We start from the raw sequence: 17,810 nt of genomic DNA, 5'->3' as shown, positions 1-17,810 counted from the left end.
AGCAGCAAGCGCCCTGAAACGATCGATGAAGCCAGTCTGAGGCGGATGATTGTGTTTCCATTTTTAGAGCATAGGTAAACCGTCTAGCGAATACTCTACTATATTTTACTTTCCAAAGCGGTTCGTAACGGGAACCTCCCGAGTGCCAGCAATCATCGTTCCTGAGCATAATGGACAGGCGGGCGGGACAGAGGTAGTTTTCTTCAATACTTTACCGGAAGGCACCGCCGGCTTTTGTCTTAACCATGCTTTGCACGAAGCAGAGCTGCATTTCCAGACAGCTACGGTTTCGGTCCACTCGGCCCTGCTTACACCTGCCGCAGCAGCGTGTGAGTCGGAACGGGAAGGGCTTGAGGTTGAGGTGGCTTGGGTAGCCCTTGGATGAAGCCCGGGTGTACTAAAAGCTTTATGATCTCGAATGATTCCGCTGCCGCGCTGCTCACTCAGGCGATCCTCATCCCGCTCGTCCAGCATTTCCATCTCCCGCTGATCCTTATGGTTTATCGCACTACGCTGCCGATCATGCTGTACATGCGAGGCTCGTTGACCTGTGCCACCCTGAATGGGTGGGCGCTGCATCAACCCATTGGCTGGCTGTGAATCGGCAGTGTATCGTGTCCCTGCTTTCTTCTTAGTTTCACGTGTGCCTTCATATCTGTTTCCGTTCCCGGTGCGGCTGTAATTGTCACGTCCGCTGTAGCTGCGACTTCCATGATCTCTATAGGATGCTTGATTATTGCCTTGCCCTTCTTCCCGTACCTTGCTTTTATCCGGTACCTCCATGCCAAAAGCTTCAAGCAGGAAACGCGAGACATCCGCAGGTTTGCCATGATGACTTGCTGGCGAGGTCACATACAGATGCTGCTTGGCCCGAGTGATGGCGACATAAGCAAGCCTGCGCTCTTCCTCCAGAGCCATATCCAGCTCGGCATCTGTCTGCTGTACAGAGAGTGCCGCTTTCTGATCTTCGGGGATATCGTGGCGCAGAGCCGTGCTGTGGGGCACGATGCCTTCGCTGGCTCCAATCCAGTAGACGCAGGGGAACTCCAGCCCCTTGGCCCGGTGAATCGTCATGAGCTGCACGGCATCACTGTCCTGCGAGCGGCGCAGCGATTCCATCTCGCGGTGTCTGCGGGACAGCTCATCAGCAAATTGCACAAATTCCTCTACCGTTTCGAACTTTTTGACCGCTGCTTCAAATTCATCCAGCGTTTCCAGCATCGTTTCCTTATAATGTGTGAAAATGGTCGGATCGCCGCTCTCCATATACTTGTCATAGAACTGGCGGCGCATCTCCTGAACCGCGATGATCGGTTTCAGCTTGTGCAGGGATTTGATCAGCTTGATCCGCTCCTTGACCTGCTCCTGTTGAAAAGGCTTCAGCTTGTCCCATTTGCTCAGATGAATCAGCGGATATTTCTTGGCCTGCTCCTGCTCACAGCGCTGAATCCACTCCAGCCCCGCATCCCGGGACACATACAGCGGCCCAAGAGCACTAGGGAGGGCATCCATGGCCCGTGGGTTCAACGACAGTCGCATATGGTCCATCAGCGGTTTAATCAGGGACTGATCGTAGAACACGGGGGAGGCCCCATGCTGTACAAAAGGCACATCCTTCAGCACCAGCTGCTCAAATACCGCCCGGCTGCTGCTGGCTGTCCGATGCAGAATCGCCATATCGCGATAAGTATACAGCCCTTCCTCGACCTGCTGACAGATCTGATTGACTACCCAGGCTGCCTCTTCCTCGGCGTTGGCCGGAGTAGCGAAGCGCGGTGCATCCCCGCGCTGTCCTGCCGCTCGCAGCCGTTTGTCACGTCTGCGTTTGTTGCGGGCAACCAGCTCACTGCCGAGACCCAGAATACGCGCATCACTGCGGTAATTGATATCCAGCGTCACGATGCGTGCACCCGGGTATACTTTATCGAATTCCAGAATCGATTCCTGCCGTGCGCCGTTGAACGTATAGATCGTCTGGTCGTCGTCACCAACCACCATCAGATTGCGATGGGCTGCAGCGAGCAGCTGTACAATCTCGTATTGCAGCCGATTGGTATCCTGAAATTCATCAACCATTATATATTGAAAACGCCGCTGAAGCGGCTTTAACACCGCAGGATCACGAAGCAGCGCAGCCGCGCGCAGCAGAATATCATCAAAATCCATCTTGCCGCGCTCCTGCTTCCAGGTCTCGTAGCCGAGCAGCACCTTTTTCGCATCCCGTTCCTCCTGGGATTGCTCAGGCAAGTCCGCCGTGTCCGAGCCCTGCATCTTCCACGCGGACAGCATCGCCAGCAGGCTTTCCGGCTGGAATGCCTCACTCATGCCTTGCTGGCGCAGCAGCATTTTCAGCACCGTGTGCTGGGCGCGCGGCTCGCCAAAAATATCTTCCTGCACGCCATAATGGCGCAGCAGAGTCAGCGCGAACGAGTGGAAGGTGCGAGCCTGCACGGCTCTGGCCGCAGCAGGTCGTATGCCAGGCAGGGCAGCTATACGGTCCTTCATCTCGGCCGCGGCCTTGTTGGTGAAGGTGACGAGCAGAATGCTGCCAGCGTGTACGCCGCTAACCTCCATCAGGTAGCCTGCTCTTGCCGCAAGCACGGTTGTTTTGCCGCAGCCTGCACCTGCAAGGGTAAGTATAGGTCCTCTGCCGTGGCGCACGGCAGAGATTTGCGGACCGTTGAGTTTGATGCCCGCTTCTTCAAGCGAGCGAAAATAAAAGGCATCCTGCTGATCATTACCCACAAGCTGCCGGCTTGTTTCCAGCGGTGCAGAGGGAGACTGGGGCAGAGATGCGGCAGGGGTCACCCCGAGTGGACGGGGGTAAAACGTTGAGTTCGGACTTAACATATTTCATCCACCTCTATATGCATTCAGGGATAGGACTATCCCGTTTCAAAAGTAAACCATTTGCCCTTTTCACAATCACATTGTAAATTGGTATGATAGAGTTAGCAGGCAGGCAATCAAGCATGCATTCTATTCGTATAACTCCATTCGTATGGGGCCAAAGTTCCATTATACCGAACGTATGGTCTTGACGAAAGCCCCTGTTTGTATCCAAAATCCGCATCTACCAGGGGAACTGCGCAAGTTTTCGCAACTTTTTGGCTTCATATCGTATAAGTAATATATCCGGGCTGTTCGCATGTCGCGAATGGCAGATCAACGACGAATGAAAATGAAATGATATTGTTTTGACGGGACAGAGGAGGAATGAATATGAATCTGCTTCAACGCATCAGAAACGGAGCAAACAAAGCAACAGAGCGTGCACAGCATGCGGTTGAGATTGGCAAAATAAACAATCAGATTGTGGGCTTGCAGCAGGAACAGGAAGTCCATTTTACCGATATGGGACGTATCTTCTACGAAGGTTATCGTGCTCAGGATATGACACGGGCCGAAAAAGAGATGGTGGACCTGTCTCATCTGTGTGACGAGCTGCAGGACGAGATTGACGCACTGCGGGGCAAGATTGCCGAGTTGAAAAATGAACGGCTGTGCGAGTGTGGACACGTCGCCTCGCTGGATGCCAACTTCTGTCCGAAATGTGGACGCAAGCTGGGCGAATTCAAACCAGGTGCAGCTGCATCGGGAACGGCAGGAGCTTCAGGAGCTGCGAAAACGGCGAGAAATGAGGCCGCTGTTGCTCAGAATCCGGCTGCGGAGCAGTCTATTTTCAATGGACCCGCTGTAGATGAGCATGAAGAGGATGAACCGTATCACACGGTAATTCCGTCCATTGCCGATCTGGAGACCGAGCCGGGATTTAACAGCACCGAGTTCACGCTGGAAGAGAAGGAAGCGTTCGATGCGGAATGGGAGCGCCGCAGAGAAGAGGAGATGCAGCGTGAGCGGGAGCGCCAGCAGGAGCTGGATGAGCGCATTCGTTACTGGAAAGAGAACAATCCAATCGTGAGCACAGTAGATGTGCAGACCGAAGTGCCGCGCGAAATGGTGAAATGTCAGATTTGCGCTTCAGAACTGCCCAAAGGCTCGAAGTGGTGCCCGCGCTGCGGAGCCGAGCAGATTTGATGCAGTAGAAGCACTGCCATAAGGCAGTGCTGGTTGCTGACAGCATGGGGGGACAGAAATATGGACCAACTGCTGCATCATTTGCGTCATCTCGGATTCACCGAGATGGAATCTAAAATTATGGTGGAGCTGGCCCGTCAGGGATCAGCCTCGGGGTATGAGGTTGCCAAACGTCTCGGCGTTTCACGTTCGAATGTGTATGCTACCTTGCAGCGGCTGGAGCAGCGAGGATTTCTCAGGTGCAGCCCCGGAGAGCCAGCGAAGTACAGTATGCTGAAGCCTGAAGAGATGACTCGTATGATCTCGGATCAGATGCACACTTCACTGGCGTATGTGGAGAGAAGCATGCCACAGAGCGAGCCGGAGAAGCCTGTGTTTTACAATGTAGAGGGCGACAAAAATGTGTTTGAGAACCTGAGCCGCGAGCTTGCCGCAGCGCAGCATGAGATTGTGGTGGACGTCTGGCGTGAGGAGGCAGAGTTGCTTCGGGAAGACCTGCAGCGTGCCGAGTCTCGGGGGGTGCGCCTGTTGTGGTCCTGTGAAGGCGGGGAAGGCATGCTGGACCAGCCACTGCCCTTGCCGAGGCTGCCGATAAGCGGGGCGGGCACAGGCCGCAAGTTCTCGCTGGTCGTGGATCGCCGCTGGTGCATGCTTGGCATGCGCGGAGAGTCCTGTCCGACCCAGGCGGTGGTCACAGAGCATCCGGTGATGACCGGACTGCTGCTGAGCCATTTTGCACAGGAGCTGGTGCTGTATGAGCTGGAGCAGGACATGGGCAGAGAACTGGAAAGCCGATACGGAGGGCGGTATGCAGATATTGCTGCGCGATACTGGTCCTCCTTTTCATCAGAGAATGAACAGTAACGGGTACAAACAGTAAAAGAATCAGAGGGAATCAGGAAAAGTATTAGAGGCAATTAGGAAGAGAACAAGGTAGAGGGAAAGTTCGAACAAAAAGGACAAGGCCTGCGCAACATTCATGCTGCCTGGTCCTTCTTTTTTTTAGTTGCTAGTGTAACTTGTGAGCCTAGTCGTGGCTTGCTCGGCGCCAGCTTCCAATGTACTTTTATGCTCCCACGTTCCCCGTGTCCCGTGACAGTGGCATCCACTCGATGTGAAGTATCCTACGTTCCCGCGTCCTGCGGTAGAAGCATAATGTATCCTGCGTTCCCCGCGTCCCGTGACAGTGGCACCCACATGATGTAACGTGTCCCACGTTCCCGCATCCTGCGGTAGCAGCATCCACACGATGCAACGTATCCTACGTTCCCGCGTCCTGCGACAGCAGAACTCACATGAAGTAACCTATGCCCCATGTTTCCCACTTCCCGCGGCAGCAGCCTCACACAATGCAACGTTTGATGCATCCAAGCTATGTAATCTCCGTGATCACCACCATAGTCCGAGCGCTAACGATTCCTACAAACCTTATTTGGCAGAAAATCGCATTATCTACTTTTTAACGATTTCCAGGAACGCTATTTAGTGCAAGGAGTGACTTTTCAACGCAAATCAGGCTATTTTCGGCCGAATAACGTCTCTGGGAATCGTTACGTTTTTAAACACTCCAAAATGGGGCAAATAGCGTTTCCTGAGATCGTTACAATGTTACCGGGTCTGATTGCCCAATGTTTCTCGGTTTCGGGATACATCCAGCCGATCACTGTTGAATTAGACTGTCTGGTTCGTGAACTAACTGGCCTTCAAGTCCCAATTACAGGATACGGCTGTCAAAATATGTGGTTGAAGAGCTGGTACAGCGCTGACTTGTGTGATGATCATGGATCATGGGTGAACGTAGGGGGGAGAGATGCAAGGTGATCCTGTCGGGTTACAAGCATCGTGAAATTTTGTGTGCCCGATGTATCATTGACGGTGTGCGGTTACAGCAGATGCTGTGACGTTTATCACAGCATCCGTTCGCCGCCCAGTGAATAGTAGAGGTATGATGTGAAGCTGTTATGGAGATATGAATAGTGCCATTGTAAAGATGTAAGTGGTGCAGTCGTCAGATACAAGTATGCTTTTGTATAGGTATGAGTGGTAGATACAAGTAGTGCTGTCGTATAGATATGAGTGGTGTTATAAGTAGCGCTTTTGTACAAATATAAATGGTACTGTAGTGCATAGATAAGTAATGTTGGTGCAGGCACGGGTAATGCTCACACAGGTATTAAGAGATGCTGTCAGACAGGTATAAAGTGATACTGTCAGGCAGTTATAAAGTGATGCTGTTATGCAGGTATGAAGCGGTACGATTATTGAGAAAATGAAGTTATGTGCTCCGCAGGCATTTCAGTGCTTCAAGCACATCCATATAATATTTTGTACCGTGCGGCACAAAATCTGTTGCTCGTACGTCGCTGATGATCCGTGCAGAATTGGCAAATGGCTTGTGACCGCTGCGATTGAAGTGTACCGCGTTTGAAGGTGCTGTACCCTCCGGCTTCAAGGCAGACACTTTCGGGCGTATACCTGATGCTCGAACCACATCTGTCTCTTGGCGGAAAAGGGCGAGTAACTCGTCCAGCGGTGCTTCGAACAGGCTGTCCACCTCGCTTGCTTGCAGCACATAAGACTCCAGAGGCTGGTTCAGGCACAGGCCATAAACGGAGCTGATCTCCCGATCAATAAATGGAACTCCACGTACCTCACCCTGAAGCTGCTGTTCGGCTGTAAGCAGGTAAGTGAGCGCATCAAAGGGAGTATGTACACCGAGCTCTTCCTCCAGTTCGCGGCTTGCATCCTGGAGCTGTTCGCCCGCAGCTAGATGACCAGCAGCGGTGATGTCATAATAGCTGGGGAACGTATCCTTGATATCCCGCCGCCGCTGAAACAGAACCATGCGTGTGTTACCTTCATCGCGCACGATCCAGCAGTGGAAGGAACGATGCCAATATCCGCGGGCATGCACCTCGCTTCGCGGCGCTGTACCAATCCATTGCTGCTGATTGTCATAAATGTCGAAACGTTCTTGGGTCATGAAACGTATCTCCTTATATAGCAGAATTTAAAGTTCAAAATTTCACAAAGTTTTTTAAAGGATGAAATTGTTTCAAAAAAAATATTTCAAAAAGCTTGTTTCTAACGAAAGGGGAACGATTGTATGGAATGCATTGTACACTTTCAGGTGATTTATCCGCAACCTCAGGAGCGTAAAACCCTTCGGGGACTTATATTTGTAGGGCAAGGCCAGGAGCCTGCGACCAATCAACTTGTAACGATGTTTAAAGACATGGGATTTAATGTTCGTCTGGAGGACGAGGCGCAATTGTTGTTCAAACCAATCGATGCAAGCGCAAATTTCGAGTTTATTCGGGTAACCGAGCTGGACACGGGGGAAGAGGTATACAAGGAAGACAAGGACCTCAAAGCGATTTTGGAGCATCTGTTGCCACGGCGCTTCTAGGTTTTTGTACGCTTATTGAACATTGCGATCGCAAAGACGAAACATAAACAAATTGCATTGCACAACAATGTATGAGGTCCCGGTTGCTATAGGAATGAAAAAAGGCCCCACCTGTAAGGTGGAACCTGAATATCCGCAGGTCTGATTACATATCCTGACCTCATGATAACTTGCTTTTCAACTATGCCGGAGCATTGCTTCCTTCTGCTTCCAGTTGTGAAGTACAGTGGGAGCAGCGGGTAGCTGCAGCCGGAATTTCAGACAGACAGTATTTGCATGCTTTGGTTGTCTTTTCGGGTTCCGGTTTGGTATGCTCTTTGCGCTTCAAATAGTTAATGCCTTTAACCAGCATAAAGATACAGAATGCCACGATAATGAAATCAATCAATACGTTGATAAATTGGCCATACGCAATGACCGTAGCGCCCGCTTCGTTCGCTTGAGCCAGTGTTGTGATATCTTGTCCGCTTGCTGTTTTCACACCGGGGTCAAGATTAATGATTTTCTGGCTGAAATCAATTCCGCCGAGCAATTTTCCCACTGGAGGCATGATGATGTCATTGACGAGGGACGTTACGATTTTACCGAATGCCGCTCCGATAATAACACCCACCGCCAGGTCAATGACGTTGCCGCGAACGGCAAACTCCTTGAATTCTTTCAATATACCTTTCATTGTGACAAACTCCTTTAACCTCTGGATTCAAGCTGCCGCCTCCTATATCGATTCCCTCAAGGACGCGCTTTGTTCTCATATTGTACAAAAAAAATGAAAATCAATCATCCCCTGTTTGCAAATAAAACATATTTTCCGCAAATTCCATGAAAATACTACTTTATTTCAAGCGGCAGATTCGGTATACTTCTAACATTGTCCGTGTTATTTAACTTTTTATATTCAAGGTTCGCAATTATACAATTGAGATCGAATCATGGAGTTAAAATGAATAGAATATGCCGTTACTCGTATATGTGCAGGAATAGGCCTGCATGTCTCTACCCGATCACCGGAATGATTGGACTACGGGAAGAATGCTTCTGCGCCCTGGGCGGACGAAGGTCAGGTATACCGCTGTATGCTGGTTGAGCCTCGCCCAAGGTGTTTGCAGTGTTCACGCGGCTTGTCCAATCAGGAACAAGCCCGTCTTTCCCGTCTCCGGTTAACGCCGCAGGTGTGAAAAGGCGGGCTTTTTGCCTTTTTATCCACGCGGGAGAGATATGAACTGACTGTACTTGCAGGTAAAGGGCTACTTGGGAGGAAAAAATAATGCAATTTTTAAAAGACAAAGTAAGACAGGAAGGCATTGTTCTGTCCGAGCAGGTACTGAAAGTAGACTCATTCCTGAACCACCAGATGGACCCGGTGCTGATGAAGGAAGTGGGGAAAGAGTTCATTCGCCGCTTTGAGGGCGAGAGCATCACACGAGTGCTGACGATTGAATCATCCGGGATCGCGCCGGGCATTATGACTGCACTTGAACTCAACGTTCCGCTGATCTTCGCCCGTAAGCAGAAGTCTCTTACCTTGACTGAAGATATTCTGGTGGAGAAGGTGTACTCTTTCACCAAGCAGGAGACGAATGAGATTACGGTTGCCAAAAAGTTTATGAACCCCGGGGATCGCGTACTGATCATTGATGATTTTCTGGCGAACGGCGAAGCAGCCTTTGGTCTGGCACGTATTGTGGAGCAGGTTGGCGCGGAAGTGGTCGGTATCGGGATTGTCATTGAAAAAGCCTTTCAGCCTGGAGGGCGTCTTTTGAAGGAAGCGGGTTACCGGGTGGAATCCCTGGTTCGCATCGGAGCGCTTTCCAATGGACAAGTAACTTTTGCGGATGAGGAGGGCACGAACTGATATGGCACGGGAACGTATTTTTCAGCGTCATCGGCATCCGGTCAAAACCTTCTCGCTCGGACTTCAGCATGTGCTTGCGATGTATGCAGGTGCTGTGGTTGTGCCGCTAATCGTCAGCAGCGCACTTGGATTTACACAGGAGCAACTTACCTATTTGATTGCAATTGACCTGCTTGCCTGTGGAGTAGCGACGCTGCTTCAGGTTTGGGGCAATAAATATTTCGGCGTAGGGCTGCCAGTCATGCTCGGCTGTGCTTTTCAGGCGGTATCCCCGATGATAATGATCGGACAGAGCAGCGGAGTATCTGCCATTTACGGTGCAATTATTGCCTCCGGTCTGTTCGTGCTCATTTTCTCAGGAATTTTCGGTAAATTAATTCGGCTCTTTCCACCAGTAGTTACAGGTTCCGTCGTCACCATTATTGGGCTGACACTGATTCCGGTCGCATTTAACGATTTGGGTGGCGGTCAAGGTGCTGAGGACTTTGGCAGCGGTGTGCACCTGCTGCTTGGTTTCGGTGTGCTGGTCTTTATCATTCTGATGACTCGTTTCACTACAGGGTTTGTACGTTCCATCTCTGTATTGATTGGTCTGTTCGCTGGTACAGTGGCTGCCGGCTTTATGGGGGAGGTTAACTTTGCACCCATTCGTGACGCAAGCTGGTTCCATATGGTTCAGCCCTTCTATTTCGGGAAACCAACCTTTGAGATCGTTCCTATTCTGACGATGATTCTGGTCGCGATTGTCAGTGTGGCCGAATCTACGGGTGTGTTTATGGCACTGGGTAAAATCTTGGACAAGGATCTGACTTCCAAGGATTTGGCGCGTGGATATCGTGCAGAGGGACTGGCTATTGTGCTTGGCGGGATTTTCAACTCCTTTCCATATACGACGTATTCGCAAAATGTAGGCCTTGTGCAGATGACCCGAGTCAAGACACGTGATGTCATCGTTGTTGCAGGTGGATTGCTGATTGTCATCGGCTTTGTACCGAAAATTGCCGCGCTTGCGCAGCTTGTACCAGGTTCGGTGCTTGGCGGTGCGATGGTTGCACTGTTCGGTATGGTTGTTTCCTCAGGCATTCGTATTATTGGTACTCAGGTAGACCTGAGCCGGCATGAGAACCTGTTCATTATTGCTTGTTCAGTTGGCATGGGGCTAGGTGTTACCGTAGTACCTCAGCTGTTCGCTGGTGCGCCAGCCTGGGCTCAGATTATGCTGGGCAATGGTATTATTGCAGGCAGCTTTACAGCCATCTTTATGAATCTGTTGTTTAATGGTCTTGGCAGCAAAGACATCGCTGCGGAACTGGCTGAATCACATACCGATGGCATGGTTGAGGCTTCAGGCAAGTCAGCATAAAACGGAGATTTATGGTCATGCAAGGCGAGCTACGGCTTAACGTCTCTAAGCCTTAGAACCGGCTGCTAACCAGCTGCCTGGAATCCAGATGCAATCGCTGTATGGATGGCGAGGTGACGTTTGGTCAGTGGAATCATTATGTAAACTGAATAGGGTGAATAATTCACGACGTAACCTATTTTGATCAAGGGCATGAATGGTTCATTACCTTTATGATTTATGCGCTAAAATATGAATGAGGTTAAATTAGGTTTTTGAGTATGGTTAACATAATATATATACACAGAAAACACCGAAACACAGGCTTCAGATTAGCCTGTTGTTTCGGTGTTTTTGGTTAGAGCGTATCTTGGAAAGACTACAGATGCCGCAGCTGCTTCTCGGCAAAGTCCCCGACCCAAGGCAGCTTGAGCCATTTTCCCTGCAGGCTGGCAATAACCGTCAGGAGCCATACAATGACGCCAAGCAGAGATAACAGAGATGCGACCAGTGGACCGAACAGAGGGAGAAAGGCAGAGAGCACATGCCCGACCATAATCAGGCCAAAAACCGTTACGGATTGCAGGGCATGGAATAACACAAACCGACTGCGCTTCTCCACAGCGAGAAAGATGATGCCGCCTACGAAGGTGAAGAGATAACATAGCATGCCGGCTATATTTTCATCCAGACCGCTGGACGATTTCATGGGTGACATTCGGCCCAGCCTCCTTTGTCCTTTTTATATAGGCTATGTAGGAGGTGGACAGAACTGAACCGGTGAATATGAATGAATCCAGCGGAATTGCTACGTTTGAATCTGTCTGCGGGGACTTGTAATTTTCCCCTTTTTGTCCTCGTGATCTTCCTTGGGAACGAGGCGCTCGTCGGTTTTTCCTTCGTGATGGTTATCAAAAGAATATTCGGTCAGCTTCCATTCGGTCTTGCCAAGTACCGGATCGGCAGGGAAATGCTGACCCCGATGCAGGTGCTCTTCCTGTCCTGCTTCATTGACATAAACACCGTCAACCTCGACTATTTCATGCGAAAGGGGCAACATATCCTGTTCTTTGCGCTCCATAACAGGTCCTCCTTTAATTTCCAGATCTTTTACTGATTTGGTGATCCAAGATAATATCCCCCGAATAGTCGCGGGTTATGCTGGACAGATTAATCCGTATAGAATAAACATTTTCAGAAAGATGATTCGGAATTAAACTTTTTGGGCAGTAAAACCGTTATATATATTAGGAAAAATCGTCAAGTCGTAACGAGGTTCCGAATATGATACAATAAGATTATGATTCAAACAGAATCATATCGGGTATTTATAGTGTCAGGTACTTGCTATTCGGCGAGGTTCCCGACCTAAAGCTTGCTTTAAGCCGCGCACACAACTTCATGAATGGCATTTAAGACTTATTCGGCGTTCTCTAAACGGAGCATTCACTTTCAACGTTTTGGGAGGGAATTACAATGGCAACGAAAGGTCACAATGAGGTCAAAGAAAGTTTGAGGGAAATGACTCGGATTTTCCGTCCTAAAGATCCAAAAAAATTCGTGAAGGAGTATGTGAGAAAATACCGGATTACGGGTGGATATGAGGAAGAATTGACTTCTGTGGTTGAGCATGAGCTTGTCAAGATGGATTCTTCCGTGTCCTGAAACAACACCAACTCTGATTATACTGTTCCGATATGAATAGAACCGTCTCTCGGGCCCTCATGGCTCCGGCAGACGGTTTTTTTTGCGTTCCCGGCTTTGGTCCAATAATCAATAACCTGCTTATTTTGTTCCTTGTTACTTTAGGGGCTTTGTTCTGAACTTCCTGCATATATATGGAAGTACACTTACAGCAGGAAGGATGAAGGCATGTGGACCCTATTTTGAAAACAAAAGAAGAGATTGGCTACATGCGGGAAGCGGGACGCATATTGCACAGCTGTCATCAGCATATCGAACAGTGGATGGTCCCGGGCATAACAACAGCAGAGATCGATGAACGGGTAGAGGACTTTCTGGCTGATCGTGGTGCCGCACCTGAGCAAAAAGGGTACAAAGGGTATCCATATGCTACCTGTGCTTCAGTGAATGAAGTCGTTTGTCATGGTTTTCCCGGGAAGCGTTCGCTCGTCAGCGGGGATGTTGTGACGATAGATATGGTAGTGAACAAGGACGGCTGGCTTGCTGACTCGGCCTGGACATATGCAATTGATGAACCTGCCAGATCCATTCGCAAATTAATGAGACGCACGGAGAAAGCACTGCATAAAGCAATAGCTCAGGCCGTCCCGGGCAACACGCTTGGAGACATCGGCAATGCAATTGAACGAACCGCAAGGCTGTACCGCTACGGGATTGTGAAGCCGCTCATCGGTCACGGGATCGGTCAGTATATCCATGAGCCGCCGAATGTGCTGCCTTACGGAAAACGTAAAACAGGAATGATGCTTACAGAAGGCATGGTCATCACCATTGAGCCGATTTTCACCAAAGGCAGCTCCGGTGCTGTCATATGGGATGAGGACGGCTGGACTGTTCGAACGCTGGACGGAAGCTGGGGGGTGCAGTATGAGCATACGATAGCTATCACGGGGGAGGGGCCGTTAATTCTGACAGATGGATCGTAAGGGTAAGGGTGCTTATCATTGGAGTCTTTTACCCGGAAAAATAGTAATATTGCTCCATGCTAAAATGAGCATGAACAGGTATGGAGCAGATTCGTTCATTTCCAGCAAACGTGGTAATGATTTCCTGCACGAGAGGCGGCTTCTTTTTGCATAATACCGCATGTTTTAATTGTGATAAAAATCGCTAAGAAACTTTAGTTTATCACCGAAATTTGGCAAAATTTTTCAGAAGAAGAGAGTAATACTTTTAAGTGAAATCGTTTGCAAAGCAAGTTGCAGAGCGGTTTTATACATAAAGTGAACAATTTGTGAACATGTGTCCAAAGATTGACAAAATCATACCCTCAACTTATATTTAATAAGTGATTGAAGCATATAGAATGAATTGGAAGAATGCGCAGACATGCCCTGGGCAGGAAATGACGGGAGTACTGGAAGCGTTATTTTTGTAAGCATTCTGTATGATGAAGAGGATTATGTTTATCGTACTGTAACGTACACGCGCTATCATTGTACCGAACGACAACCGTAATCTACGAAAACGTAAAAAAGTGGGGTAGATCAATGATGAAACAGTGGCAGGTTGCAAAGCGAATCCTCCCCTTGCTGGCGGTGTTCTCTTTGCTGCTATCCGCATGCGGGCGGGAAGACTTGTCGGTAATGAAACCTCAGGGTCCTGTGGCACAAGACCAATTAGATCTGATGAAGCTATCTATTGCGATTATGATCGTGGTGCTCATCATTGTATTTGCTATTGCTGCCTATGTCCTGATCAGGTTTCGCAGACGAGTCGGGCAGAACGAAGTGCCTGAGCAGGTTGAAGGAAACTTCAAGCTGGAAGTAATATGGACAGCCATTCCGCTTTTACTCGTAATTATTTTGGCTGTGCCGACGGTGCAGACGATTTTTGCCCACGGTGAAGATCTGTCTAACGACAAGAACGCAGTTAAGGTCCAAGTTACCTCACATCAGTATTGGTGGGAATTTACTTATCCTCAGTACGACATTACCACCGCTCAAGACCTCATCATCCCGACCGGAAAAAAAATTGCATTCGAATTGAAAACCGCTGACGTGCTTCATTCCTTCTGGGTGCCGTCACTTGCGGGCAAAATGGACACAAACCCGGATGGAACATTAAACAAGTTCAGCTTCTCTGCACCGAATGAAGGCGTTTACCGTGGTAAATGTGCCGAGTTATGCGGCAGATCACATGCGTTCATGGAGTTCAAGGTTAAGGCTGTTAGCCAAGAGTCCTTTGATCGCTGGGTTAACGAGATGAAGGCTCCTGCTGTCCTTCCTGAGGACGCACAGCTCGCCGAGAAGTTCAAAACCAATTGCCTTTCTTGCCACGCAGTAGGCGATCAAGGCGGACCTGTTGCTCCGAACCTTACAGGCATCGGCGGCAAGGAATCCGTCGCAGGCATTTTGCTGAATCAGCGTGAAGGTCAGGAAGAAGGCAAGCCTGTACTGGATAACATGAAAGAATGGCTTCATGATCCACAAGCCGTGAAGCCTGGCAATACGATGCCAAGTCCGAAGAGTCTGGGACTGACGGATGAAGAGATCGACGGTATTGCCGAGTATCTGGCCAACTACAAATTGCAATACGAATAGCACAGCAAGGATGAAGAAGGGGGTACACAACCTTGGCTCATGCGCATAGCGTCAAGCGGTACAGGGGCTTGATGGACTGGATTACCACCGTCGATCACAAAAAAATTGCCGTTCTTTACTTAATTGCGGGCGGACTTTTCTTCGGCATCGGCGGGATTGAAGCCATTTTGATCCGGATTCAACTGATGAAGCCGATGAATGATTTTGTGTCGGCGCAAGTGTTCAACGAATTGATTACGATGCACGGAACCACGATGATTTTCCTTGGTGTCATGCCGATTATTTTTGCTATTATGAATGCGGTTGTTCCTTTGCAGATCGGGGCACGTGACGTAGCGTTCCCTTTTGTTAACGCCTTGGGCTTCTGGACCTTTCTGTTCGGCGGCCTGCTGCTCAATCTGAGCTGGGTTATGGGCGGTGCGCCGGATGCAGGCTGGACTGCTTATACACCGCTTTCCAGTACGCAGTATAGCGGAACGCATGGTGTCGACTTCTATACGATAGGTCTTCAGATTGCCGGTTTGGGTACACTCATCGGCGGTATTAACTTCCTGGCGACCATTATTACGATGCGTGCGCCAGGCATGTCTTATATGCGGATGCCGATGTTTACCTGGACAACATTTATTACTTCAGCCATTATCCTGTTTGCTTTTCCGGCCATTACGGTAGGCCTTGTGCTTCTTACGTTTGACCGGGTTCTGGGAGCGAATTTCTTCGATGTTGCGAATGGCGGTAACCCCGTGTTATGGCAGCATATCTTCTGGATTTTCGGACACCCTGAAGTGTACATTCTGATCCTGCCGGCCTTTGGTATTATCTCTGAGGTTATTCCAACCTTCGCACGCAAGCGGCTGTTTGGATACAGCTCGATGGTATTTGCTACGATCCTGATTGCCTTCCTGGGCTTCATGGTATGGGCGCACCATATGTTCACTACAGGTCTCGGTACTGTGGCAAACGCGCTGTTCTCCATTTCGACCATGCTGATTGCGGTACCGACAGGTATCAAAATCTTCAACTGGCTCTTCACGATGTGGGGTGGACAGATTCGCTTCACGGCGGCAAATCTTTTTGCTGTCGGATTTGTTCCAACCTTCGTTATGGGTGGGGTTACCGGTGTCATGCTCGCATCTGCTCCTGCAGACTTTCAGTTCCATGACACATACTTTGTCGTTGCTCACTTCCACTATGTAATCGTAGGTGGACTGGTGCTTGGATTATTCGCCGGACTTCATTACTGGTGGCCAAAAATGTTTGGTCGCATTCTGAGTGAATCTCTTGGGAAGTGGACGTTCTGGACATTTATGATCGGGTTCCAGTTAACCTTCTTTGTACAGCATTTCCTCGGTCTGATGGGGATGCAGCGCCGGATCGTTACATATTTGCCGAATCAGGATTTTGACCTGCTCAATCTGGTCAGCTCCATCGGTGCATTCCTGATGGGTGTCGGGGTTATTATTTTCCTGGTAAACATCGTGATTACAACGAGAAAACCGATGGATGCACCGAACGATCCTTGGGAAGACGGGCGTACGTTGGAATGGACCATTCCATCACCGCCGCCAGAGTACAACTTCAAACAAACGCCGCTTGTACGCGGTATTGATGCATATTGGAAAGAGAAGATGGCAGGCAACAAGGAGATGACTCCGGCAGAACCGGTAGGTTCTATCCATATGCCATCTGCGACACCGTTGCCATTTGTGATGTCCGTAGGTATTTTCATCGCTGGTCTTGGACTGATGTTCAGCAAGGATAAGTTTCAATTGGAATTCATGAATATGATCTTTAACAATTATATTGTCGTGATTATCGGTCTTCTGATTACATTTGGTGCGATGGCTCTTCGCTCCTTATATGACGATCATGGCTGGCACATTGAACCGGAGGATCAGGACGAGAAGGGGGCGAGAACATGACAACCTCACACGCCGAGCCGGTAAACGGCAAGCTGCCGCATGAACCGGAGAAGGCAACGCTGGAGGGACGCAACAAGCTGATCGGCTTCTGGCTGTTCCTTGGCGGCGAGACGGTACTGTTCGGTACACTGTTCGCTACCTTCCTGGCACTCCGCGGACAGACCAACGAAGGACCAACGGCCAATGAATTGTTCCACTTGCCGCTAGTAGCGGCAGCAACGTTTATTCTCTTGGTCAGCAGTTTGACGAGTGTATTCGCCATTCAGGCGATGCACAAAGGGAAACGCAACGCGCTTGCTTTGTGGCTGGGCATTACCGTTGTTCTGGGCCTGGGATTCCTTGGCCTGGAAATTTACGAGTTCTATGAGTATGTGAAACATAAAGAGTTTGGCATGACCACGAGTGCCTTCAGTTCAGCATTCTATACGCTGGTCGGGTTCCACGGAGCTCACGTTGCATTCGGTATTGTGTGGATCGGAATCATTATCGGGCAGCTGTTCAAAAAAGGATTAACGGTCGTAACCGCACCAAAGGTCTATGTATCTGCTATGTATTGGCATTTCATCGACGTTGTGTGGGTGTTCATCTTTACGGTCGTGTACCTGCTCGGAAAGGTGGGATAACACATGTCCGCTCAGGATCAAACGGATCAACAGCCGGTGAAGCACCGCCACCGGGCGGAAGGGCCGCAGAAGCATGTCGTCGTGTTTATTTTCTCGATTATACTCACGTTGATTGCCTTTGCAGCGGCAGCAGCCGGAGGGGTTAACACAACCTTTACGATCATTCTTATGGTTGTGATGGCGATCTTGCAGGTATTTGTGCAGCTGGGCTACTGGATGCACTTGAAAGACAAAGGTCACTTGATGCCGATTCTGTTTATGGCCTTTGGATTTTTCGTAGCTTTTACATGTATTATTATGGCCCTGTTCTGGGTTTGGTGGTAAGAGAGATGGCGGCGGCGATTGTCGCCGTCTTTTCCCCTTTTATACGAACA

17 protein-coding genes and 1 riboswitch are annotated in these 17,810 nt (G+C 49.6%); of the genes, 11 read left to right on the top strand and 6 right to left on the bottom strand.

The genetic code is table 11. The features are described from left to right. Positions 1 to 105 precede the first annotated feature (105 nt). Positions 106 to 2,850, bottom strand: a complete 2,745-nt coding sequence (locus tag IEW26_RS19530) for a UvrD-helicase domain-containing protein (protein ID WP_229729936.1) — start codon at positions 2,848 to 2,850, stop codon at positions 106 to 108. Positions 2,851 to 3,222: 372 nt separating this feature from the next. Between IEW26_RS19530 and IEW26_RS19525 the strand changes: the two genes are divergently transcribed. Both IEW26_RS19525 and IEW26_RS19520 read left to right on the top strand, forming a co-directional pair. Next, complete coding sequence (locus tag IEW26_RS19525) at positions 3,223 to 4,038, top strand: zinc ribbon domain-containing protein (RefSeq protein ID WP_188593545.1); 816 nt, start codon at positions 3,223 to 3,225, stop codon at positions 4,036 to 4,038. A 60-nt stretch (positions 4,039 to 4,098) separates the two neighbouring features. Further along, a complete protein-coding gene (locus IEW26_RS19520; protein ID WP_188593544.1) occupies positions 4,099 to 4,902 on the top strand; it encodes a TrmB family transcriptional regulator in 804 nt (267 codons plus the stop codon). A gap of 138 nt (positions 4,903 to 5,040) precedes the next feature. Here IEW26_RS19520 and IEW26_RS19515 read toward each other — a convergent pair whose 3' ends face one another. Together IEW26_RS19515 and IEW26_RS19510 are read right to left on the bottom strand one after the other, a co-directional pair. Next, positions 5,041 to 5,286: a hypothetical protein gene (locus IEW26_RS19515; protein ID WP_188593543.1), complete on the bottom strand. Its 246-nt coding sequence runs from the start codon at positions 5,284 to 5,286 to the stop codon at positions 5,041 to 5,043. A 1,027-nt stretch (positions 5,287 to 6,313) separates the two neighbouring features. Then, positions 6,314 to 7,021, bottom strand: a complete 708-nt coding sequence (locus tag IEW26_RS19510) for an NUDIX hydrolase (protein ID WP_188593542.1) — start codon at positions 7,019 to 7,021, stop codon at positions 6,314 to 6,316. Positions 7,022 to 7,144: 123 nt separating this feature from the next. On the opposite strand from IEW26_RS19510, the gene IEW26_RS19505 reads away from it, so the two are divergent. Next, on the top strand, positions 7,145 to 7,447 hold the full coding sequence (locus IEW26_RS19505) for a hypothetical protein (RefSeq protein WP_188593541.1): 303 nt from the start codon (positions 7,145 to 7,147) through the stop codon (positions 7,445 to 7,447). Positions 7,448 to 7,628: 181 nt separating this feature from the next. Here IEW26_RS19505 and mscL read toward each other — a convergent pair whose 3' ends face one another. Next, a complete protein-coding gene (gene mscL, locus IEW26_RS19500) occupies positions 7,629 to 8,123 on the bottom strand; it encodes a large conductance mechanosensitive channel protein MscL (protein ID WP_145405721.1) in 495 nt (164 codons plus the stop codon). Positions 8,124 to 8,391: 268 nt separating this feature from the next. After that, positions 8,392 to 8,491: riboswitch (purine riboswitch) on the top strand. Positions 8,492 to 8,714: 223 nt separating this feature from the next. Here mscL and IEW26_RS19495 point away from each other — a divergent pair. Continuing rightward, positions 8,715 to 9,302, top strand: coding sequence for a xanthine phosphoribosyltransferase (locus IEW26_RS19495; protein WP_188593540.1), 588 nt, complete (start codon positions 8,715 to 8,717; stop codon positions 9,300 to 9,302). 1 nt (position 9,303) lies between these two features. Beyond that, positions 9,304 to 10,665: a nucleobase:cation symporter-2 family protein gene (locus IEW26_RS19490; protein WP_188593539.1), complete on the top strand. Its 1,362-nt coding sequence runs from the start codon at positions 9,304 to 9,306 to the stop codon at positions 10,663 to 10,665. A 358-nt stretch (positions 10,666 to 11,023) separates the two neighbouring features. On the opposite strand, the gene IEW26_RS19485 is transcribed toward IEW26_RS19490, so the two are convergent. Both IEW26_RS19485 and IEW26_RS19480 read right to left on the bottom strand, forming a co-directional pair. Further along, the gene (locus tag IEW26_RS19485; protein ID WP_111272199.1) at positions 11,024 to 11,362 is read right to left on the bottom strand and encodes a DUF4870 domain-containing protein; all 339 of its coding nucleotides are present in this window, start codon (positions 11,360 to 11,362) and stop codon (positions 11,024 to 11,026) included. Positions 11,363 to 11,452: 90 nt separating this feature from the next. Then, positions 11,453 to 11,725 (bottom strand): transposase, encoded by a 273-nt coding sequence (locus IEW26_RS19480; RefSeq protein WP_188593538.1) that lies wholly within the window; start codon positions 11,723 to 11,725, stop codon positions 11,453 to 11,455. Between the two features lie 395 nt (positions 11,726 to 12,120). Between IEW26_RS19480 and IEW26_RS19475 the strand changes: the two genes are divergently transcribed. The 6 genes from IEW26_RS19475 (at position 12,121) to IEW26_RS19450 (ending at position 17,760) form a co-directional block, all read left to right on the top strand. After that, a complete protein-coding gene (locus tag IEW26_RS19475; RefSeq protein ID WP_017690840.1) occupies positions 12,121 to 12,309 on the top strand; it encodes a hypothetical protein in 189 nt (62 codons plus the stop codon). Between the two features lie 209 nt (positions 12,310 to 12,518). Then, the gene (gene map / locus IEW26_RS19470) at positions 12,519 to 13,274 is read left to right on the top strand and encodes a type I methionyl aminopeptidase (protein ID WP_111272197.1); all 756 of its coding nucleotides are present in this window, start codon (positions 12,519 to 12,521) and stop codon (positions 13,272 to 13,274) included. Between the two features lie 564 nt (positions 13,275 to 13,838). After that, complete coding sequence (gene coxB, locus IEW26_RS19465) at positions 13,839 to 14,891, top strand: cytochrome c oxidase subunit II (RefSeq protein ID WP_188593537.1); 1,053 nt, start codon at positions 13,839 to 13,841, stop codon at positions 14,889 to 14,891. A 71-nt stretch (positions 14,892 to 14,962) separates the two neighbouring features. Continuing rightward, complete coding sequence (gene ctaD, locus IEW26_RS19460; protein WP_145405750.1) at positions 14,963 to 16,813, top strand: cytochrome c oxidase subunit I; 1,851 nt, start codon at positions 14,963 to 14,965, stop codon at positions 16,811 to 16,813. Next, the gene (locus IEW26_RS19455; RefSeq protein ID WP_111272194.1) at positions 16,810 to 17,436 is read left to right on the top strand and encodes a cytochrome (ubi)quinol oxidase subunit III; all 627 of its coding nucleotides are present in this window, start codon (positions 16,810 to 16,812) and stop codon (positions 17,434 to 17,436) included. Before ctaD ends, IEW26_RS19455 begins: the two co-directional genes overlap by 4 nt. 3 nt (positions 17,437 to 17,439) lie before the next feature. After that, the gene (locus IEW26_RS19450) at positions 17,440 to 17,760 is read left to right on the top strand and encodes a cytochrome C oxidase subunit IV family protein (protein WP_145405727.1); all 321 of its coding nucleotides are present in this window, start codon (positions 17,440 to 17,442) and stop codon (positions 17,758 to 17,760) included. The last annotated feature ends 50 nt before the right edge of the window (positions 17,761 to 17,810 follow it).

The sequence above is a fragment of the Paenibacillus silvae genome, from assembly GCF_014639235.1.
In the GTDB taxonomy this organism is placed as follows: domain Bacteria; phylum Bacillota; class Bacilli; order Paenibacillales; family Paenibacillaceae; genus Paenibacillus; species Paenibacillus silvae.
The sequence above is the reverse complement of the archived record's forward strand: the minus strand, read 5'-3'. Positions and strand labels throughout refer to the sequence as shown.